Consider the following 18,887-nt stretch of genomic DNA (forward strand, 5'->3'; position numbering starts at 1 on the left):
GGTCTCGGCCGCCGCCCCGTCCCGTGGCCGCCGTGGCACCCGGCGTTCACCTGGGGTCCAGCCGCAGTGTCAGTGGCCCGTGTTTCCATGGACACATGATCGACGCACTTCGTACCGAAGACCCGGGAGTCACCACGAATCTCACCGACACCGTCGCGACGGCCTCCGCGCCCCTGACGACCCCGCCGAGCAGCCCCTCCGCCCCCTCCCCGGACGGTGGTGCGCCCGACCTGTCCGCCGCGCTGCTGGCCGCCGTCGAGGCCGCCGTCCGTCAGGCCGCGGCCGACGAGATCATGCCGCGTTTCCGGCAGCTCGCCGCCGAGGACATCGTCGAGAAGAACGGTCCGCACGACCTCGTCACGGTCGCCGACCGGCGCGCCGAGGAGCACCTCACCGCCGCCCTGACGGACCTGCTGCCCGGCTCCCGGGTGGTCGGCGAGGAGGCGGTCCACGCCGACCCGGGCGTCCTCGACGCCCTGCACGGCGACGCGCCCGTCTGGATCGTCGACCCGGTCGACGGCACCCGCCAGTTCGTCCACGGCGACCCCGGCTTCGCCACCCTCGTCGCGCTCGCCCACCACGGCGAGGTGCTCGCCTCCTGGACGTACGCCCCCGCGCTCGGCCTGATGGCCACCGCCCGCCGCGGCGCCGGCGCCCAGCTCAACGGCGTACCGCTGCGGGCCGGATCCCCCGATGCCGGCGCCGTCCTGGACGTCGCCACCTCCCACTTCGACTTCACCACCGACGAGCAGAAGCGGGTGCTCGCCGCCCTGGACACCGGCGGTATCGCCCCACGCCCCTGCGGCTCGGCCGGCCTGGAGTATCTGCACATAGCCACCGGCGATCTCGACGCCACGGCCTTCAGCTGGGAAAACGCCTGGGACCACGCCGCCGGGCTGCTGCTGGTCCACGAAGCGGGCGGCGCCAGCGGTACGGTCGCGGGACAGCCGTTCCGGATAGCCGGCGGCAATGCGCTGCCGTTCACGGCGGCCCGGGACGCCGAAACGGCGCGGCGTATCCTCGGACTGCTGGCAGCCGCCAACTGATCCTCACCGACGAGGGTCGGACTTGAGGGGAGTGGCGCAGGTGCCGAGGATGCTCGATGCCGTCGTGATCGGGGCAGGACCCAACGGTCTGACGGCGGCGGTCGAACTGGCCCGCCGCGGGATGTCGGTCGAGGTCTTCGAGGCCCACGGCACCATCGGCGGCGGAGCCCGTACGGAGGAGCTGACCCTCCCCGGCTTCCGCCACGACCCCTGTTCGGCCGTCCACCCGCTCGCCGTCGGCTCGCCCGCCTTCTCGACGATGCCCCTGGAGCGCTACGGCCTCCAGTGGCTGCATCCCGACATCCCGATGGCGCATCCCTTCCCCGACGGCACGGCCGGTGTGCTGGCCCGCTCCGTCGGCCAGACCGCGATGTCCTTCGGGCCGCGCGATGCCGGCACCTACCGCAGGCTGGTCGCGCCGTTCACCGGCAAGTGGGACACCCTGGCCCATGACTTCCTGCGGACGCAGTGGCTGGGCCTGCCCAAGGACCCGCTGACCTACGCCCGCTTCGCCCTGGCGGCCGCGCAGCCGGTCACCCTGTTCAACCGCCGCTTCCAGGACGAGAAGGCCCGCGCCCTGATGGCCGGTCTCGGGGCGCACGCCATCGCGCCGCTGGGCTCCATCGGGACCGCCGGTGTCGCCGTGATGTTCGCGCTCGCCGCGCATGCGGTCGGCTGGCCGGTGCCGCGCGGCGGTTCCCAGTCCATCGCCGACGCCCTGGCCGGACTGCTGCGCGCCCATGGCGGCGTGGTGCACACCGACTTCGAGGTCAAGCGGCTCGACGATCTGCCGCCGGCCCGCGCGTACATCTTCGACACCTCACCCACCGCGCTCGCCCGGATCGCCGGCCTGGGCAACGCCTATCGGGACGTGAAGTACGGCCCCAGCTGCTTCAAGATCGATTACGCGATGGCGGAGCCGGTGCCGTGGACGGCCGAGGAGGCCCGCCGGGCCGGCACCGTCCACGTCGGCCCCACCAGCGGCGAGATCGGCGCCGCCCTGAACGCCGCCGCCACCGGCCAGGACCCGTCGGTCCCCTTCCTGATCACCGCCCAGCCCAGCCTGATCGACACCACCCGCGCGCCCGAGGGCAAGCACACCTTCTGGGCGTACGGCCATGTCCCCAACGGCTGGGAGGGCGACGCCACCGAGGTGATCGAGCGGCAGATCGAACGCTTCGCGCCCGGCTTCCGCGACCTCGTCCTGGCCCGCGCGGTCGCCGGCCCGCCGCAGCTCGCCGCGCGCAATGCCAACTATGTCGGCGGTGACGTCGCCTGCGGTTCCGCGGCGGGACTGCGCCTGCTCATCCGCCCCAAGCTCGCCCGCAACCCGTACGAGACCGCGCACCCGGCGGTCTTCCTATGCTCCCAGGCCGCCCCGCCCGGGCCGGGTGTCCACGGCATGTCGGGCCACTATGCCGCGAAGGCAGCGTGGCGCCGATTGACTGCCGGGCGTCGTTAGGGCGCGGTGGCGTGCCCGGCGCCGCCTGCCTGCGGGCCGTCGTCGAGGTGTGGTGGCGCGCCCGGCGCCTGGGCGCGGTCCCAGCCGCTGATGCCGCAATCCGCTGGCCGCCCCGCCCGCCCCTGCCTACGCTGCACACACCATGAGCACTTCCCTCACCCTCGTCCAGGGCGACATCACCGAGCAGACCGTCGACGCCCTCGTCAACGCCGCCAACTCCTCGCTCCTGGGCGGCGGGGGAGTGGACGGCGCCATCCACCGCCGCGGCGGCCCGGAGATCCTCGCCGCATGCCGCGCCCTGCGCGCCTCCCACTACGGCCGCGGCCTGCCCACCGGCGCAGCGGTCGCCACCACGGCCGGCCGCCTGCCCGCCCGCTGGGTGATCCATACGGTCGGCCCGGTCTACTCCGCCACCGAGGACCGCAGCGAGCTGCTCGCCTCCTGCCACCGCGAAGCCCTCCGCGTGGCCGACGAACTGGGCGCCCGCACCATCGCTTTCCCCGCCATCTCCACCGGCGTCTACCGCTGGCCTTTGGAGGATGCAGCCCGGATCGCCGTGGCGGCGGTGCGGGAAGCGGAGACGGCCGTGGAGGAGGTGCGGTTCGTCCTCTTCGACGAGCGGGCCTATGCGGCGTTCGCCGCGCAGCTGGGCTGATTTCGCGACCCGCAGGAACCGGCCCCGTACCGACAGACAGCCGGCGGCCCGCCCCCGCCCTGGTAGCGCAACGCTGATGTCGGTTTTCCGCCAGCCAGAGATGCGGCCGCTGCGGAATCCTTGGGGGCATGCACACCGACACCGAGCGCTGTCTGCGCGCCGTGCAGTCCAAGGACGCCCGCTTCGACGGCTGGTTCTACACCGCCGTGCGCACGACCGGGATCTACTGCCGTCCCAGCTGCCCCGTCGTGCCGCCCAAGCCCGAGAACATGCGGTTCTACCCGAGCGCGGCCGCCGCCCAGCAGGCCGGGTTCCGGGCCTGTAAGCGGTGCCGGCCGGATGCCAGTCCGGGCTCGCCGCAGTGGGACGAGCGGGCCGATCTGGTGGCGCGGGCGATGCGGCTGATCGCCGACGGGGTCGTCGACCGGGAGGGCGTCCCCGGCCTGGCCGCCCGCCTCGGCTACAGCACCCGCCAGATCGAGCGCCAGGTGCGCGCGGAACTCGGCGCCGGCCCGCTGGCGCTGGCCCGTGCGCAGCGCGCCCAGACGGCCCGGCTGCTGGTGGAGACCACCGCGGTGCCGATGGCCGATGCCGCGTTCGCCGCCGGGTTCGCCAGTATCCGCACCTTCAACGAGACGGTACGGGAGATCTTCGGACTCTCCCCGACGGAACTGCGCCGCCGCGCCCGCCCCGGCAGCGCGGCCGCCGCGTTGCCGGGCACCCTCTCGCTCCGGCTGCCCTTCCGCCGCCCGCTGAACCCCGACAACCTCTTCGGACATCTCGCCGCCACCGCTGTCCCCGGCGTCGAGGAATGGCGCGACGGCGCCTACCGCCGCACCCTGCGCCTCCCCTACGGACACGGCATCGTCGCCCTCACCCCCCGCCCCGAACACATCGACTGCCGTCTCGCGCTCACCGACCTGCGCGATCTGGCCGGTGCCATCGCCCGGTGCCGACGGCTGCTGGACCTCGACGCGGACCCGGAGGCCGTCGACGATCTGCTCCGCCAGGACGCCCAGCTGGCCCCGCTGGTCGACAAGGCGCCCGGCCGCCGGGTGCCGCGCACCGTCGACGCCGACGAGTTCGCGGTTCGCGCCGTCCTGGGCCAGCAGGTCTCCACCGCGGCCGCCCGTACGCACGCCGGACGGCTGGTCCTCGCACACGGCGAGCGGATCGACGACCCCGGTGGCGGGCTCACCCATCTCTTCCCCTCCGCCGCCGCGCTCGCCGCACTGGACCCGGAATCCCTGGCGATGCCCCGTACCCGCCGCGCCACCCTCACCGGTGTGGTCGACGCCCTCGCCTGCGGGGCGCTGCACCTCGGCGTCGGCAGCGACCGGGAGGAAGCCCGCGCCCGGTTGGCGGCGCTGCCCGGTATCGGGCCATGGACCGTCGAGGTCGTCGCCATGCGCGCCCTGGGCGACCCCGATGCCTTCACACCCACCGACCTCGGCCTGCGCCGCGCCGCCACCGGGCTGGGCCTGCCCGCCACGCCCGCCGCCCTCATCCGCCACTCCGCGGTCTGGCGCCCCTGGCGTGCCTACGCCGTCCAGTACCTCTGGGCGACCGACGACCACCCCATCAACCGCCTCCCGACGAACTGAGCCCGCATCATGACCGTGCAGCCGACCACCCGCCCCGGCGCCCCGCTCACCCACACCGTCCTGACCGACACCCCGGTGGGACCGCTCACCCTCGTCGCCCTCGGCGACGCCCTCACGGGCCTCTATATGACCGATCAGCGGCACCGCCCACCCCAGGAGAGCTTCGGCGCCCCGGTGGCTCCTGACGCCCCACCGTTCGCCGCCGCCATCGCCCAGCTCCGGGCCTATTTCCGCGGCGAGTCGACCGCCTTCGACGTGCCCCTGGAGCTGCGCGGCACTCCCTTCCAGCGCCGGGTCTGGGCGTCCCTGTGCACCATCCCGTACGGCGAGACGGTCACCTACGGCGCACTCGCCCAGCGGCTGGGCACGCCGTCGGCGGCCCGGGCGGTCGGGCTGGCCAACGGCCGCAACCCCGTCGGGATCATCGTCCCCTGCCACCGGGTCGTCGGCTCCGACGGCAGCCTCACCGGTTACGGCGGCGGACTGGACCGCAAGCGCCGACTGCTGGAGTTCGAGCGGACGGCGGAGGGTCCGTTCCCGGTGGAGGGCACTGCGCCGTTCCCGGTGGACGATATGGCGCTGTTCCCTGTGGAGGAGTGCGGCTGACAGGGTGCGGTGAAGGGGACGGGGACGGTGAGCGGCCGACGTTACGGGGCCGGGGACTCCTCCGCAGGTGACGCGACGCCGCCCGGGGCGACGCCGTCCAGGAGGGCGCGTACGGTCTCCCGGGCGAACTCCTCCTCGTCGCGGGGGAGCAGGGCGTCATCGGGGGCCTGCGCGCCGAAGAACAGGTCGAGGAACGCCCGGTGGAAGCAGGCGCCGATGAGCAGGGTGGCCGCGGCGTGCGGGTCGATGCCGGGGGAGATCCGGCCCAGTTCCTGTTCGGCGGCCAGATAGGCGGCCAGGTGCTGGGTGGCGTTCTGCGGGCCGACGGTGCCCAGCTCGTCGAGGCGGCGGCGATGGGTGTCCAGCAGCTCCGGGCTGGCGAAGAGGGAGGCCGCCATCGGGAAGGCCCGGCGGTAGAAGCGGACGGCGGCCAGCGTCATCTGCGTCAGATGCGCGGCCGGTCCGCGGTCGTCGCCCGCCCTGCCCGGCAGCTGGGCCAGCGCCTCGGAGTACTGCGGGGCGCGTTCGTGCAGTACCCGGACGAAGATCTCTTCCTTGTTGCGGAAGTGCTTGTAGAGGGTGGCCTCCGAGCAGCCCGCCTCCCGGGCGATCACCTTGGTCGTCGTCCGTGTCAGGCCCACGGTGCTCATCAGCGCGGCGGCGGCGTCGAGGATGCGGGAGCGCGTCAGGGCGCCTCCGGTCAGGGGGGCGTCGGTGGCGTCGTGCGTCATGGATCAAGCCTACATTGACAGGTGAGTGAACACTCACCCACACTGGTGGGTAAGTGTTCACTCACCTTTGGGGGAGATCATGAAGATCACCGTTCTCGGCGCGTCCGGCGGCGTCGGCCGGAAGCTCGTCAACCATGCCCTCGCCGACGGGCACGAGGTGACCGCCGCACTGCGCAGCCCGCAGAAGCTGACCGCGCGGCACGGCCGGCTGACGGTCGTGCGGACCGACCCGCTCGACGCCGCCTCCGTCAAGTCCGTCGTCGACGGTGCCGACGCGGTGCTGTCAGGTATTGGCCAGGCCGGTCGGCACGATCCTCTCCGCCCCGCCTCCACCTCGGCCCGCGCCGCCGTCGAGGCGCTGACGGCCACCGGTGTGCGGCGGCTGCTCGTGGTCAGCGCGGGCCCGCTCAACCGCACCGGCGCGGGCCAACCGATGCTCGCCCACCGGGTGTTCGGGCCGTTGCTGTGGGCGGCCCTCAAGGAGCTCTACACCGATCTGGAGCGCATGGAGGCCGTGCTGCGGGACTGCGACCTCGACTGGACCGTCGTCCGCCCGCCCCGCCTCCTCGACAAGCCGGGGGAGGGCCGCTACCGCCACGCCGTCGAGGCCGGTCCGGCCGGCAGCGTCATCACCCGCTCCGACGTGGCCCGCGCCATGCTCGACTTCGTCACCGACCCGACCACGTTCCGGCATGCGGTCGGCATCAGCCGGTGAACGCGATCGGGCCGCCGAACCTGCTACCGGAAAAGCGCCGCCAGCTTCTGGAGGGGCTTGCGAAGCGTCCCGATGAGCGGGCACCTGCGGGTGCCGGGCGAGCCCGAGGCGACCGCCCCCGCCGCGTCCGGTCCCTCCGACGCGGGCGCATCGTCGGTCCGCTCCTCGGTCCGCTCGTGCGCGGTGTTGGTCACGGGCCTGGGGACGGACTTCATTTCACTGCGTGCGGCCTCGGCGCGTACGAGCGCGCCGAGAGCGGCGAAGACATCAAAAGGCATGCCGGTCTCCTGCGGTAAGGGCGTCCTGGAGGTGATGACGGCAGGCCGAGAACGCCCGATCGCCCGCATACGGGCAGGGCGGGGCGCTTACCTCGGCCGGGCCGGATCAGCAGCGCAGGACGGCCGTCCGCCCGGAGAGCGCGCCGGGCGCGGAGGTCCGGACGGCATGCGGAGAGCCGTCGCCCGTTGCCTCGGCCGCGGAGGCGAGCGAGGCGGCCCCGATCGCCTTGCCACCGGGGCCGGTGGGGGTGTGCGGGCGCGAATGGCAGCCCGACGCCTGGCTGATGCGCCCGGCGCCGCTGCCCGGATGGTGCCTCTTGCCGCTTCCGGCCGAGGCCATCTCGGACCCGTCGGAGACGCAGTGCCCCGTGGACATGCCGGATACGGCGGCGGGGGCGTCGAGATGGCAGTGGCCCGTCCGGGACGACGGCAGGTGGCAGAGGCCGGCGAGCAGCGCGGCTTGCAGGAGCGCCAGCAGCGCGACGAGCAGCAGGCCGCGCACCCCGCGCACGCCGCCGGCGTCCGCCGAGCGGCCACGGCTGATGGCGTCGCGCATGCGCTTCTCCCCACGGCTCTCCGCGAGGGATTCCCCAGGAAGTACGCCAGATACGCCGCAGACGGCAAAAGAGGCGATATTTCCGCCCGATCCGGGCATTCGGTCGTACGGATGTCCCCATAGGGCATCCCCGGATCGGGCGCCGACCCCCGGTCGCCTACGGCCCGGCCCGCCCCCTCCCGCTCACCCCTCGACCGTCGCCCGTACCTCCTCCACCAGCCGCTCCGCCTCCGTCAGCGAACGGCGCAGTTCCTCCGCCGTGCAGCCGAGCCGGCCGAGCAGAGCGGTGGCGCGGGGCCCGAAGTCCACGGGTGTGCCGGGGAGCGCCGCGGCCGCGGCGAGGGCGCCCTTTTCGTTGAGGCACCAGGAGCCGTGGTGGGCGTGCAGGGCCTGGACCAGGTCGCCGACGGTGCGGGAGAGGCACAGGGACGCATGCAGGACGTCCCCGGAGGCGTACGACTTGCCCGCCATCGTCGCCGAGAATCCGGCGTCCCACAGCGCGCCGGCGGGCAGCGACTTCCGCAGCGCCTCGGGGTAGTGCCGCGTCTCCTCCTTGAGCCGCGCCAACTCGCCGTCCGGATCGGCCAGTACGCGTCCCAGCGCCACCTCGCCCGGGTAGGCGGGCGACCAGAAGCCCAGCGGATGACCGGCCTGCATCCCGGTCTCGAACCGGCCCTCGCGGCAGGCGTCCGCTGTCCGCCGGACCCGGTCCACATCCCGCAGGATCCAGTCCACATGGCTGCCGTCGGGCAGGACCAGCCAGGCCCCGCCGTTGACCCATGCGCCCCACGCCCCCGGTCCGTAGACCTCCACGGGGCCGCCGGTCACCTCCGCGGCCAGCGCCTTCAGCGCCGGGAGGTCCGGTTCGCCGCGGTAATACACGCCGAGATCCCAGTCGGAATCCGGCCGCTGCGTCCCCCGTGCCCGGCTGCCGCCGAGCATCACCCCCACCACGCCCGGCACCCGCCCGATCCGCGCGGCGATCTCCTCGACCGTCGCCAGGTCTGTCCTCTCCGTCATACCGCCACCCCTCCGTGACTCCCCGTAACGTGTACGCAGAACACGTTACGGGGATCCGGCACGCACGGGATCATGGTTTTTCGGCCGGGTACTACACGGCCGACGGGCCCGCCCCGCCCCGCCCGGTACCCGCCGGCGGCACGCCGTCCTCCAGCTCCGCCGGGCCCCGGCCGTCGGCCAGTGCGTCCAGCGCGGCGCGGATCCGCAGTCGCATCTCGTCGTTCACCATGGTTCGGGCCTCCTCCCAGTGCACCAACCGCCACGACAGCAGCTCCTCCTCCTGGAGCCGGATCGCGGCGAGCCGGCCCTCGTCCAGCACCCCGCCGTCGAAGAGGTACGACACCAGCGGCGGCCGGCCCTCCCCGCGGACCCAGTCGACGGCGAGCAGCGCGCCCAGCTCGACGTCCAGGCCGATTTCCTCGGCGGTCTCGCGGCGGGCGGCCTGCCGGGGCGATTCGCCGGTGTCGGACTCGACGGTGCCGCCGGGCAGGATCCAGGTGTCGCGGTAGTTGGGCTCCACGAGCAGGATGCGGTCCTCGGCGTCGCGGAAGATGGCGCCCGCGCCCGCGAGGACGCGGGGCAGACCGGCGATGTAGGTGGCGTAGTCCATGGTCGTCACGGCGCGAGCCTAGGGCCTGAGCGCGCCGCCGCGCAGGCCCGGAAGGCAACCCCGCGCGGGCCGCGGCCCGGATGGCCGCCGGGCCGGTCCTGCGGAGCGAGATGGCCTGTGCGGCGGGGCCCCTCGCCGGATAAGGTCGCAGCGGGTGCGACTGCCAGTTCGAAAGCAAGGGGAAACACGGTGGCGGACGCAGCAAGGACACACACCGGACAGGTGCTGATCGCCGCGGACAAGTTCAAGGGTTCGCTCACGGCCATAGAGGTCGCCGAGCACGTCACGGCCGGTCTGCGGCGCGTGGTCCCCGAGCTGGACGTGGCGGCCATCCCGGTCGCGGACGGCGGCGACGGCACGGTCGCGGCGGCGCTCGCGGCCGGTTTCGCCCGCCACGAGGCGCGGGTCACGGGCCCCATCGGCGAGCCGGTGACGGCCACCTTCGCGCTGCGCGCCGACGGTACGGCGGTGGTGGAGATGGCGGAGGCCTCCGGCCTCCAGCACCTCCCCAAGGGCGTTTTCGCGCCGCTGACGGCGACCACGTACGGCACCGGTGAGCTGCTGCTCGCGGCGCTCGACGCGGGGGCGACCTCGATCGTCTTCGGCGTCGGCGGCAGCGCGACGACCGACGGCGGCGCGGGCATGCTCGCGGCGCTGGGGGCGCGTTTCCTGGACGCGGACGGCAAGCCGGTCGCCCCCGGTGGCGGTCCGCTGGCCGATCTGGCCACCGCCGATCTGTCGGGCCTGGACCCGCGGCTGGCCCGTACGGACATCGTGCTCGCCAGCGATGTCGACAATCCGCTCACGGGGCCCAAGGGCGCGCCCGCGGTCTACGGGCCGCAGAAGGGCGCCAGTGAGGCCGACGTGGCCACGCTGGACGCCGCCCTGGCGCACTTCGCCGAGGTGCTGGCGGCCGCGGTCGGCCCCAAGGCCGCCGAGCACGCCCTGGCACCGGGTGCGGGCGCGGCGGGCGGTATCGGCTACGGCGCGCTGGTCGGCCTGGACGCGGCCTTCCGGCCGGGTATCGACGTGATGCTCGATGTGCTGGGCTTCGCCCCGGCGCTGGCGCAGGCCACGTTCGTGATCACCGGCGAGGGGTCGCTGGACGAGCAGACCCTGCACGGCAAGGCGCCGGCCGGTGTCGCCGCCGCGGCCCGTACGGCGGGCATCGAGGTCGTCGCCGTCTGCGGGCGCCTCCAGCTGCCCCAGGAGGCGCTCGCCGCGGCCGGTATCAGCCGCGCGTACGCCCTGACGGACCTGGAGTCCGACCCGGCCCGCTGTATGGCCGAGGCGGGCCCCCTGCTGGAGCGGGCGGCGGAGAACCTCGCCCGCGACTTCCTGGTCTGAGCCCGGTCCGCGCGCCGCGACGGACCCCGTAGCAACGCCGCGCGCCCCATGACAACGCCGAGGGCCCCGGGTGATCCACCCGGGGCCCTCGGCCTGTTCGTCCGTCGTCTCCGCCGCGTCAGGGCAGCTGCGCGGCGCGCGACTCCGTCCGCGACTCGCGGCGGTTGTCGCGGAAGGTGTTCACCCTCCGGGCCGTCGCGAACAGCGGGATCATCGCGCCCATGACCACCTGGAGCGAGCAGCCGGTCCACAGCAGCAGCTGGCCGCCGGGGGCGTCCAGTGCCCAGGCGGCGAGCATGCCCATGCTGAGCACGATCCAGCTGAGCATCGCCACCGCGAGGCGGCCCCGCGGCTTGGGGTACTCGACCCGGCTCACCATCAGCCAGGCCACCCCGATGATCGCCAGCAGCGTCGGCAGGAACGGCAGCTCCAGCAGCACGATGGCGACGACGGTCAGAGCGCCGAAGGGGCTCGGCATGCCCTGGAAGATGCCGTCGCGCAGCGTCACGCAGGAGAACCGCGCCAGCCGCAGGATCACCGCCAGCAGCACCACCACCGCCGCGACCACCGACACCCGCTGGTTGGCGTCGGAGGCGACCATGCCCCAGGTCACCACGAAGTACGCCGGTGCCAGGCCGAAGCTGATCAGGTCGGAGAGGTTGTCGAGCTCGGCCCCCATCGCCGAGGCCCGCAGCTTGCGGGCGACGAGCCCGTCGAAGAGGTCGAAGACCGACGCCATCAGCATGAGGATCACGGCCACCGCGGCGCTGTGTCGCGCCATGCCGCCGTCGCCCGTCCCCGTCAGATGCGGGATGAGGACGCCGGTGGTGGTGAAGTACACGGCCATGAAGCCGCAGATGGCGTTGCCGAGGGTGAGGGTGTCCGCTATTGACAGCCGCGTGGACAGCGGCATGTCGTCCCCGTCCTCATCGGTCTCGGGTGCCCAGCCGGCTTGTGTTTCCGGATCAATCACGGTCAAGACGAGTCACCCCCGCGGTGGTGGCCTGGCCGACCTCGACGGCCACCTCGACGCCCTCCGGGAGGTAGATATCGACGCGCGAGCCGAAACGGATGAGGCCGATGCGCTCGCCCTGCTCGACCTTGGTGCCCTGGGGCACGTACGGGACGATGCGGCGAGCCACCGCGCCGGCGATCTGCACCATCTCGATGTCGCCGAGCTCGGTGTCGAAGTGCCAGACGACCCGCTCGTTGTTCTCGCTCTCCTTGTTGAACGCCGGAACGAAGCCACCGGGGATGTGCTCCACGGACGTCACCGTGCCGGCCAGGGGGGCGCGGTTGACATGGACGTTCAGCGGGCTCATGAAGATCGCGACGCGGGTACGCCCGTCCTTCCACGGCATGATGCTCTGCACCACACCGTCGGCCGGGGAGATGACACGGCCCTGAGCGATCTCTCGCTCGGGGTCGCGGAAGAACCACAGCATGCCCGCCGCGAGGGCGGTGGTGGGCACGGCGAGCGCGGCCCAGCGTCCCGAGCGACGGGAGCGGGCCAGGCTGACCGCCGCCGTTGCCACGGTCGGCAGGAGCCACGGCGACGCTCCACGCGCGAGGCGGACGCGACCGCGTTGTGCAGAGGATTGGCTGTGGGGCATGAATGACCTTCGTAGCGGAGGATGCCGCGTAGGGATACGGGGGACGGCGGCTTTCCGGGGATGCTATCGGGTGCGGGCGGCAACTGGCCAAGAGCCAGCGCCAATCCGTGGCCGAAGTCCGGGACCGGGGTGTGATCTTCGTCTAGACGAAAACGCCCCAATCGGGACGTTCACCCCTGGATTCGGTACTCCTCCAGCAGCCGGCGACCAATGATCATTTTCTGGATCTCGGCGGTACCTTCACCGATCAGGAGCATCGGGGCCTCGCGGTAGAGACGCTCGATCTCGTACTCCTTGGAGAATCCGTAGCCGCCGTGGATACGGAAAGCGTCCTCGACCACCTCCTTGCAGTACTCGGAGGCCAGGTACTTCGCCATGCCCGCTTCGAGGTCGTTTCGCTGGCCGGAGTCCTTTTTGCGAGCGGCATTAACCATCATCGCATGGGCGGCTTCGACCTTTGTCGCCATTTCGGCCAGTTTGAACTGGATGGCCTGGTGCTGGGCGATCGGCTTGCCGAAGGTGTGCCGCTGCTGCGCGTACGAAACGCCCAGCTCGAAGGCGCGCTGGGCGACCCCGCAGCCACGCGCGGCGACATTCACCCGGCCGACCTCGACGCCGTCCATCATGTGATAGAAGCCACGCCCGGTCTGGCCGCCGAGCACCCGGTCGGCCGGGATCCGCAGGCCGTCCATGATCAGCTCGGTGGTGTCGACGCCCTTGTAGCCCATCTTGTCGATCTTGCCCGGGATGGTGAGCCCGGGGCGGACCTCGCCGAAGCCCGCCTCCTTCTCCACCAGGAAGGTCGTCATCGACTTGTGCGGCGCGGTGCCCTCCGGGTGGCCCTCGTCCGTGCGGCACAGCACCGCGACGAGGGTGGACGAACCGCCGTTGGTCAGCCACATCTTCTGGCCGTTGAGGACGTAATCGTCGCCGTCCCGCACGCCCTTGGAGGAGATGGCCGACACGTCCGAGCCCAGCGCCGGCTCCGACATCGAGAAGGCGCCGCGGATTTCACCGGCCGCCATCTTCGGCAGGAAGTAGTCCTTCTGCTCCTGCGTACCGTGCTGCTTGAGCATGTACGCCACGATGAAGTGGGTGTTGATGATGCCCGAGACGCTCATCCAGCCGCGGGCGATTTCCTCGACGGTGAGCGCGTAGGTGAGCAGCGACTCGCCCAGCCCGCCGTACTCCTCGGGAATCATCAGCCCGAAGACGCCGAGTTCCTTCAGCCCCTCGACGATCTGCGTGGGGTATTCGTCGCGGTGTTCCAGCTCCGTGGCGACCGGGATGATCTCCTTGTCCACGAAGTCGCGGACGGTGGAGAGAATTTCCCGCTGAATGTCGGTCAGGCCCTCGGTCTGCGCAAGACGGGTCATGGTGACTACTTCTCCTTCTTGGCCGCAGGGGCCTTGAGCTCGGGGCGGCCGGGCTGCTCGCCGCCGCGCTCCTCGATGTACGTGGCCGTGGGGACCATCACCTTGCGCCGGAAGACACAGACCAGCGTGCCGTCCTGCTTGTAGCCCTTGGTCTCGACGTACACGATCCCGCGGTCCGACTTGGACTTCGAGGGCGTCTTGTCGAGGACCGTCGTCTCGCCGTAGAGGGTGTCGCCGTGGAAGGTCGGCGCCACGTGCTTGAGCGACTCGATCTCCAGATTGGCGATGGCCTTTCCGGAGACATCGGGCACCGACATGCCCAGCAGCAGCGAATAGATGTAGTTGCCGACGACGACGTTCTTGCCGAAGTCGGTGGTCTGCTCCGCGTAGTTGCTGTCCATGTGCAACGGGTGATGATTCATCGTGAGCAGACAAAAGAGGTGGTCGTCGTATTCCGTGACGGTTTTCCCGGGCCAGTGCTTGTACACGTCGCCGACGGTGAACTCTTCATAGGTACGGCCGAACTGCATCGCGCTTAAGCCTCCGGGGCCTCGAACGTGGATGTACGGATCATGCCTGCGGCCCGGCCCTTGCCGGCGATGACGAGGGCCATTTTCCGGCTCGCCTCGTCGATCATCTCGTCACCGAGCATCGCGGAACCCTTGGCCCCGCCCGCCTCCGAGGTGTGCCACTCGTAGGCGTCCAGGATCAGCTCGGCGTGGTCGTAGTCCTCCTGGGACGGCGAGAACACCTCGTTGGCGGCCTCGACCTGACCGGGGTGCAGCACCCATTTGCCGTCGAAGCCCAGGGCCGCGGCCCGCCCGGCGACCTCGCGGTAGCCGTCGAGGTTCTTGATCTGGAGATAGGGACCGTCGATGGCCTGGAGGTCGTGCGTACGGGCCGCCATCAGGATCCGCATGAGGATGTAGTGGTAGGCGTCCGCCGGGTAGCCCGGGGGCTGCTCGCCGACCACCAGGGACTTCATGTTGATGGACGCCATGAAGTCGGCCGGGCCGAAGATGATGGTCTCCAGGCGCGGCGAGGCACCGGCGATCTCGTCGACGTTCACCAGGCCCTTGGCGTTCTCGATCTGCGCCTCGATGCCGATCCGGCCGACCTCGTAGCCCATCGTCTTCTCGATCTGGGTCAGCAGCAGGTCCAGCGCCACGATCTGCTGGGCGTCCTGCACCTTCGGCAGCATGATGCAGTCGAGGTTGGCGCCCGCGCCCTCGACGACCGTGATGACGTCCCGGTACGTCCAGTGCGTGGTCCAGTCGTTGACCCGTACGACCCGGGTCTTGCCGGTCCAGTCGCCCTTGTTCAGGGCGTCGACGATGGTGTGCCGGGCGCCTTCCTTGGCGAGCGGTGCGCAGGCGTCCTCCAGGTCCAGGAAGACCTGGTCGGCGGGCAGGCCCTGGGCCTTCTCCAGGAAGCGGGGGTTGCTGCCGGGGACGGCCAGACAGGAGCGGCGAGGCCGCTGCCGGGTCGCAGGGGTCATGCGGGGACCTCCAGGGGGTCGAGCTGGTTCGCCTTCCGGATCTCGTCGACGATACGGCCGATGATCTCCGTGATGCCGAAGTCCTTCGGGGTGAACACGGCGGCCACCCCGGCTTCCCGGAGGGCGGCCGCATCGGCCGAAGGGATGATGCCGCCGACGATGACGGGCACATCGTCCACACCGGCGCGGCGCAGCCGGGCCAGCACGTCCGGCACCAGCTCGGCATGCGAACCGGACAGGATCGACAGTCCCACGCAGTGCACGTCCTCGGCGACGGCCGCCGAGACGATCTGCTCCGGGGTCAGCCGGATGCCCTGGTAGACCACCTCGAAACCGGCATCGCGGGCCCGTACGGCGATCTGCTCGGCGCCGTTGCTGTGCCCGTCCAGACCGGGCTTGCCCACCAGCAGGCGCAGTTTGCCGCTGCCCAGGTCGGCGGCGGTCTTGGCGACCTTGTCGCGGACCAGCGCCAGCGGGGTGCCCGCCTCGGCCGTGACGGCCAGCGGCGCGCCCGAGACGCCCGTCGGCGCCCGGAACTCGCCGAAGACGTCCCGCAGCGCCCAGGCCCACTCGCCGGTCGTCACACCGGCCCGCGCGCACTCCAGGGTCGCCGCGAAGAGGTTGCCGTCGCCCGCCGCGGTCTTCTTCAGCGTGGACAGCGCCTCCTGGGCGCGGCCCTCGTCCCGGTTGTCCCGCCAGTCGTGCAGCGCCTGGACGACCCGCGCCTCATTGGCCGGATCGACCGTCATGATGGCGGTGTCCAGATCCGCGGTGAGCGGATTGGGCTCGGTGGACTCGAAGCAGTTGACGCCGACGATCTTCTCCTCGCCGGCCTCGATCCGGGACCGCCGCTCGGCGTGCGAGGAGACCAGCTGCGATTTGAGATAGCCGGACTCGACGGCCGCCATGGCGCCGCCCATCTCCTGGATCCGCTCGATCTCGGCCAGGCACTCGTCCACCAGGGAGTCGACCTTGGCCTCGATGACATGCGAACCGGCGAAGATGTCCTCGTACTCCAGCAGATCGCTCTCGTGCGCCAGCACCTGCTGGATACGCAGCGACCACTGCTGGTCCCAGGGCCGCGGCAGGCCCAGCGCCTCGTTCCAGGCGGGGAGTTGGACGGCGCGGGCGCGGGCGTCCTTCGACAGCGTCACCGCCAGCATCTCCAGCACGATCCGCTGGACGTTGTTCTCCGGCTGCGCCTCGGTCAGGCCCAGCGAGTTGACCTGGACGCCGTAGCGGAAGCGGCGGTGCCGGGGGTTCTCGATGCCGTAGCGCTCGCGGGTGACCTTGTCCCAGATGCGGCCGAAGGCGCGCATCTTGCACATCTCCTCGACGAAGCGGACGCCCGCGTTGACGAAGAAGGAGATCCGCGCCACCACCTCGCCCTTGCGGTCCTCGGGGACCTGCCCGGACGCGAACACCGCGTCCAGAACGGCGATGGCGGTGGACATCGCGTACGAGATCTCCTGGACCGGAGTGGCGCCCGCCTCCTGGAGGTGGTAGCTGCAGATGTTGATCGGGTTCCACTTGGGGATGTTGTTGACCGTGTACGCGATCATGTCCGTGGTCAACCGCAGGCTCGGCCCTGGCGGGAAGACATGCGTCCCCCGGGACAGGTACTCCTTGACGATGTCGTTCTGCGTCGTCCCCTGGAGCTTGGTGATGTCCGCGCCCTGTTCCTCGGCGACCACCTGATAGAGCGCCAGCAGCCACATGGCCGTGGCGTTGATGGTCATCGAGGTGTTCATCTGCTCCAGCGGTATCTCCTGGAACAGCCGCCGCATGTCGCCGAGATGGGAGACCGGAACCCCGACCCGGCCGACCTCGCCGCGGGCGAGGATGTGGTCGGGGTCGTAACCGGTCTGCGTCGGGAGGTCGAACGCGACCGACAGTCCGGTCTGGCCCTTGGCGAGATTGCGCCGGTAGAGCTCATTGGACGCCTCGGCGGTGGAGTGCCCGGCGTAGGTCCGCATCAGCCACGGACGATCCTTCTGACGCTCAGTCATCTAAACGGTCTCCCGTACCTCTTCGCCGGTTCAGACGTTCCGGAAGCGGTTGATCGCGTCGAGGTGCTTGGCGCGCATTTCCTCGTCGCGCACGCCCATCCCCTCCTCGGGCGCGAGCGCCAGCACGCCGACCTTGCCCTGGTGCAGGTTGCGGTGCACGTCGTAGGCCGCCTGCCCGGTCTCTTCCAGGGTGTAGGTCTTCGACAGCGTCGGGTGGATCTTGCCCTTGGCGATCAGGCGGTTGGCCTCCCACGCCTCCCGGTAGTTCGCGAAGTGCGAGCCGATGATCCGCTTCAGCGACATCCACAGGTAGCGGTTGTCGTACTCGTGCATGTAGCCCGAGGTCGAGGCGCAGGTAGTAATGGTGCCGCCCTTGCGGGTGACGTAAACGCTCGCGCCGAAGGTCTCGCGGCCCGGGTGCTCGAAGACGATGTCGATGTCCTCGCCGCCGGTGAACTCGCGGATGCGCTTGCCGAAGCGCTTCCACTCCTTCGGGTCCTGGGTGCGCTCGTCCTTCCAGAACTTGTAGCCCTCGGCGCTGCGGTCGATGATCGCCTCGGCGCCCATGGCGCGGCAGATGTCGGCCTTCTGCTCGCTGGAGACGACGCAGATCGGGTTCGCCCCGCCGGCCAGCGCGAACTGGGTGGCGTACGAGCCGAGTCCGCCGCTGGCGCCCCAGATCAGGACGTTGTCGCCCTGCTTCATCCCGGCGCCGTTGCGCGAGACCAGCTGGCGGTACGCGGTCGAGTTGACCAGACCGGGCGCCGCCGCCTCCTCCCAGCTCAGGTGCTGGGGCTTGGGCATCAGCTGGTTGGACTTGACCAGCGCGATCTCGGCCAGGCCGCCGAAGTTGGTCTCGAAGCCCCAGATCCGCTGCTCGGGGTCGAGCATGGTGTCGTTGTGGCCGTCGGAAGACTCCAGCTCGACGGACAGACAGTGCGCGACGACCTCGTCACCGGGGCCCCAGGCGTTGACGCCGGGTCCGGTGCGCAGCACGACGCCGGCCAGGTCGGAGCCGATGACGTGGTACGGCAGGTCGTGGCGCTTGGTGAGCGGGGAGAGCTTGCCGTAGCGCTCCAGGAACCCGAAGGTCGACATCGGCTCGAAGATCGAGGTCCACACGCTGTTGTAGTTCACGGAGGAGGCCATCACGGCCACCAGGGCCTCGCCGGGCCCCAGTTCGGGCACCGGCACGTCCTCGACGTGCAGCGACTTGCGCGGGTCCTTCTCCCTGCTGGGCAGGCCGGCGAACATCTCGGCCTCGTCCTTGTGCACGGTCACCGCGCGGTAGGACTCGGGGAGGGCCAGCGCGGCGAAGTCGTCGCGGGTGGTGTCGGGCGCGAGGATCGCGTCCAGGATTTCATTCACGGGATGCCTCCGGCGAAGCACGTTTTTTTCGGGGAACGGCTTGAGGGAACGTCGGGGGTGGTGCAGGGGTGATGCCGTCGGTTCGGCCGGTGTGGCTGTAGTGGCGCGGGGTGGGCGCCTGGTGTGATGCCTGTGACGCAGGCGTCCGGGCGGGCAGCCGCGAAGGGTTGCTGGGACAACCGATGCACGGGTGTCGCTGTGCACCGGTCGCCCGGACACCTTCAACGTATGACACCGCGTGCCATCTGACAAGACACTGAGTGCCATGAATTTCTCGCTTGAGAAACCTGGCGTTCAGATGAGCGCAATGAGCGATGATCGTTGATCGTTCATCGCGTGAACGCCGCAGCCCGCCCAGCGCCTCGGCGGCTGGACGGGCTGCGGTTGTGTGGT

The 18,887-nt window shown here is 71.3% G+C and carries 19 protein-coding genes; 7 read left to right on the top strand and 12 right to left on the bottom strand.

Annotated features, from left to right (window positions below; translation table 11 throughout):
* Positions 1-95 precede the first annotated feature (95 nt).
* From B1H19_RS32405 to B1H19_RS32425, 5 genes are all read left to right on the top strand, one after another.
* Complete coding sequence (locus B1H19_RS32405) at positions 96-1,046, top strand: inositol monophosphatase family protein (protein WP_083108451.1); 951 nt, start codon at positions 96-98, stop codon at positions 1,044-1,046.
* 49 nt (positions 1,047-1,095) lie between these two features.
* A complete protein-coding gene (locus B1H19_RS32410) occupies positions 1,096-2,508 on the top strand; it encodes a phytoene desaturase family protein (protein WP_083108452.1) in 1,413 nt (470 codons plus the stop codon).
* A gap of 142 nt (positions 2,509-2,650) precedes the next feature.
* Positions 2,651-3,163, top strand: a complete 513-nt coding sequence (locus B1H19_RS32415) for an O-acetyl-ADP-ribose deacetylase (RefSeq protein WP_083108453.1) — start codon at positions 2,651-2,653, stop codon at positions 3,161-3,163.
* A 128-nt stretch (positions 3,164-3,291) separates the two neighbouring features.
* The gene (locus B1H19_RS32420; protein WP_083108454.1) at positions 3,292-4,767 is read left to right on the top strand and encodes a DNA-3-methyladenine glycosylase 2; all 1,476 of its coding nucleotides are present in this window, start codon (positions 3,292-3,294) and stop codon (positions 4,765-4,767) included.
* A gap of 9 nt (positions 4,768-4,776) precedes the next feature.
* A complete protein-coding gene (locus B1H19_RS32425; RefSeq protein WP_083108455.1) occupies positions 4,777-5,373 on the top strand; it encodes a methylated-DNA--[protein]-cysteine S-methyltransferase in 597 nt (198 codons plus the stop codon).
* A 41-nt stretch (positions 5,374-5,414) separates the two neighbouring features.
* Here the strand turns inward: B1H19_RS32425 and B1H19_RS32430 are convergent, their stop codons facing one another.
* Positions 5,415-6,104: a TetR/AcrR family transcriptional regulator gene (locus B1H19_RS32430; protein ID WP_083108456.1), complete on the bottom strand. Its 690-nt coding sequence runs from the start codon at positions 6,102-6,104 to the stop codon at positions 5,415-5,417.
* 79 nt (positions 6,105-6,183) lie between these two features.
* Between B1H19_RS32430 and B1H19_RS32435 the strand changes: the two genes are divergently transcribed.
* Complete coding sequence (locus B1H19_RS32435) at positions 6,184-6,819, top strand: NAD(P)-dependent oxidoreductase (protein ID WP_083108457.1); 636 nt, start codon at positions 6,184-6,186, stop codon at positions 6,817-6,819.
* 23 nt (positions 6,820-6,842) lie between these two features.
* Here B1H19_RS32435 and B1H19_RS32440 read toward each other — a convergent pair whose 3' ends face one another.
* The 4 genes from B1H19_RS32440 to B1H19_RS32455 all read right to left on the bottom strand — a co-directional run bounded on the left by B1H19_RS32440 (position 6,843) and on the right by B1H19_RS32455 (position 9,283).
* On the bottom strand, positions 6,843-7,097 hold the full coding sequence (locus tag B1H19_RS32440; protein WP_083108458.1) for a hypothetical protein: 255 nt from the start codon (positions 7,095-7,097) through the stop codon (positions 6,843-6,845).
* A gap of 106 nt (positions 7,098-7,203) precedes the next feature.
* Positions 7,204-7,653 carry a hypothetical protein gene (locus B1H19_RS38265; protein ID WP_107426216.1) on the bottom strand — a complete coding sequence of 150 codons (450 nt, stop codon included), beginning with the start codon at positions 7,651-7,653 and terminating at the stop codon, positions 7,204-7,206.
* Positions 7,654-7,836: 183 nt separating this feature from the next.
* Entirely contained in the window at positions 7,837-8,673 is an 837-nt protein-coding gene (locus B1H19_RS32450) for a DUF4037 domain-containing protein (RefSeq protein WP_083108460.1), read from the bottom strand.
* 91 nt (positions 8,674-8,764) lie between these two features.
* Positions 8,765-9,283: an NUDIX domain-containing protein gene (locus tag B1H19_RS32455; protein ID WP_083108461.1), complete on the bottom strand. Its 519-nt coding sequence runs from the start codon at positions 9,281-9,283 to the stop codon at positions 8,765-8,767.
* A 222-nt stretch (positions 9,284-9,505) separates the two neighbouring features.
* On the opposite strand from B1H19_RS32455, the gene B1H19_RS32460 reads away from it, so the two are divergent.
* The gene (locus tag B1H19_RS32460) at positions 9,506-10,630 is read left to right on the top strand and encodes a glycerate kinase (protein ID WP_083108462.1); all 1,125 of its coding nucleotides are present in this window, start codon (positions 9,506-9,508) and stop codon (positions 10,628-10,630) included.
* A gap of 118 nt (positions 10,631-10,748) precedes the next feature.
* On the opposite strand, the gene pssA is transcribed toward B1H19_RS32460, so the two are convergent.
* The 7 genes from pssA to ccrA all read right to left on the bottom strand — a co-directional run bounded on the left by pssA (position 10,749) and on the right by ccrA (position 18,494).
* Positions 10,749-11,609, bottom strand: coding sequence for a CDP-diacylglycerol--serine O-phosphatidyltransferase (gene pssA, locus B1H19_RS32465; RefSeq protein WP_237289632.1), 861 nt, complete (start codon positions 11,607-11,609; stop codon positions 10,749-10,751).
* Positions 11,596-12,243: a phosphatidylserine decarboxylase gene (locus tag B1H19_RS32470; RefSeq protein ID WP_083108464.1), complete on the bottom strand. Its 648-nt coding sequence runs from the start codon at positions 12,241-12,243 to the stop codon at positions 11,596-11,598. The genes pssA and B1H19_RS32470 overlap by 14 nt, the downstream gene beginning before the upstream one ends.
* Before the next feature lie 170 nt (positions 12,244-12,413).
* Positions 12,414-13,619, bottom strand: a complete 1,206-nt coding sequence (locus tag B1H19_RS32475; RefSeq protein WP_030067719.1) for an acyl-CoA dehydrogenase family protein — start codon at positions 13,617-13,619, stop codon at positions 12,414-12,416.
* 5 nt (positions 13,620-13,624) lie between these two features.
* Positions 13,625-14,149 (bottom strand): MaoC family dehydratase, encoded by a 525-nt coding sequence (locus tag B1H19_RS32480; RefSeq protein ID WP_030067718.1) that lies wholly within the window; start codon positions 14,147-14,149, stop codon positions 13,625-13,627.
* A 5-nt stretch (positions 14,150-14,154) separates the two neighbouring features.
* On the bottom strand, positions 14,155-15,117 hold the full coding sequence (locus B1H19_RS32485; RefSeq protein ID WP_083108465.1) for an HpcH/HpaI aldolase/citrate lyase family protein: 963 nt from the start codon (positions 15,115-15,117) through the stop codon (positions 14,155-14,157).
* The gene (locus tag B1H19_RS32490) at positions 15,114-17,126 is read right to left on the bottom strand and encodes a protein meaA (RefSeq protein ID WP_083108466.1); all 2,013 of its coding nucleotides are present in this window, start codon (positions 17,124-17,126) and stop codon (positions 15,114-15,116) included. The genes B1H19_RS32485 and B1H19_RS32490 overlap by 4 nt, the downstream gene beginning before the upstream one ends.
* A 30-nt stretch (positions 17,127-17,156) precedes the next feature.
* Positions 17,157-18,494 carry a crotonyl-CoA carboxylase/reductase gene (gene ccrA / locus B1H19_RS32495; protein ID WP_083108467.1) on the bottom strand — a complete coding sequence of 446 codons (1,338 nt, stop codon included), beginning with the start codon at positions 18,492-18,494 and terminating at the stop codon, positions 17,157-17,159.
* Between the last annotated feature and the right edge of the window lie 393 nt (positions 18,495-18,887).

Source organism: Streptomyces gilvosporeus (assembly GCF_002082195.1).
GTDB classification, from domain to species: Bacteria; Actinomycetota; Actinomycetes; order Streptomycetales; family Streptomycetaceae; genus Streptomyces; species Streptomyces gilvosporeus.

What these genes read in the sequence shown, in the direction of transcription:
- B1H19_RS32430 (WP_083108456.1), bottom strand. Translation starts at nt 6,104, where the DNA reads ATGACGCACGACGCCACCGACGCCCCCCTGACCGGAGGCGCCCTGACG.
- B1H19_RS32470 (WP_083108464.1), bottom strand. Translation starts at nt 12,243, where the DNA reads ATGCCCCACAGCCAATCCTCTGCACAACGCGGTCGCGTCCGCCTCGCG.
- B1H19_RS32415 (WP_083108453.1), top strand. Translation starts at nt 2,651, where the DNA reads ATGAGCACTTCCCTCACCCTCGTCCAGGGCGACATCACCGAGCAGACC.
- B1H19_RS32455 (WP_083108461.1), bottom strand. Translation starts at nt 9,283, where the DNA reads ATGGACTACGCCACCTACATCGCCGGTCTGCCCCGCGTCCTCGCGGGC.
- B1H19_RS32480 (WP_030067718.1), bottom strand. Translation starts at nt 14,149, where the DNA reads ATGCAGTTCGGCCGTACCTATGAAGAGTTCACCGTCGGCGACGTGTAC.
- B1H19_RS32435 (WP_083108457.1), top strand. Translation starts at nt 6,184, where the DNA reads ATGAAGATCACCGTTCTCGGCGCGTCCGGCGGCGTCGGCCGGAAGCTC.
- B1H19_RS32440 (WP_083108458.1), bottom strand. Translation starts at nt 7,097, where the DNA reads ATGCCTTTTGATGTCTTCGCCGCTCTCGGCGCGCTCGTACGCGCCGAG.
- B1H19_RS32405 (WP_083108451.1), top strand. Translation starts at nt 96, where the DNA reads ATGATCGACGCACTTCGTACCGAAGACCCGGGAGTCACCACGAATCTC.
- B1H19_RS32450 (WP_083108460.1), bottom strand. Translation starts at nt 8,673, where the DNA reads ATGACGGAGAGGACAGACCTGGCGACGGTCGAGGAGATCGCCGCGCGG.
- B1H19_RS32425 (WP_083108455.1), top strand. Translation starts at nt 4,777, where the DNA reads ATGACCGTGCAGCCGACCACCCGCCCCGGCGCCCCGCTCACCCACACC.
- B1H19_RS32475 (WP_030067719.1), bottom strand. Translation starts at nt 13,619, where the DNA reads ATGACCCGTCTTGCGCAGACCGAGGGCCTGACCGACATTCAGCGGGAA.
- B1H19_RS32485 (WP_083108465.1), bottom strand. Translation starts at nt 15,117, where the DNA reads ATGACCCCTGCGACCCGGCAGCGGCCTCGCCGCTCCTGTCTGGCCGTC.
- B1H19_RS38265 (WP_107426216.1), bottom strand. Translation starts at nt 7,653, where the DNA reads ATGCGCGACGCCATCAGCCGTGGCCGCTCGGCGGACGCCGGCGGCGTG.
- B1H19_RS32410 (WP_083108452.1), top strand. Translation starts at nt 1,096, where the DNA reads ATGCTCGATGCCGTCGTGATCGGGGCAGGACCCAACGGTCTGACGGCG.
- B1H19_RS32490 (WP_083108466.1), bottom strand. Translation starts at nt 17,126, where the DNA reads ATGACTGAGCGTCAGAAGGATCGTCCGTGGCTGATGCGGACCTACGCC.
- B1H19_RS32420 (WP_083108454.1), top strand. Translation starts at nt 3,292, where the DNA reads ATGCACACCGACACCGAGCGCTGTCTGCGCGCCGTGCAGTCCAAGGAC.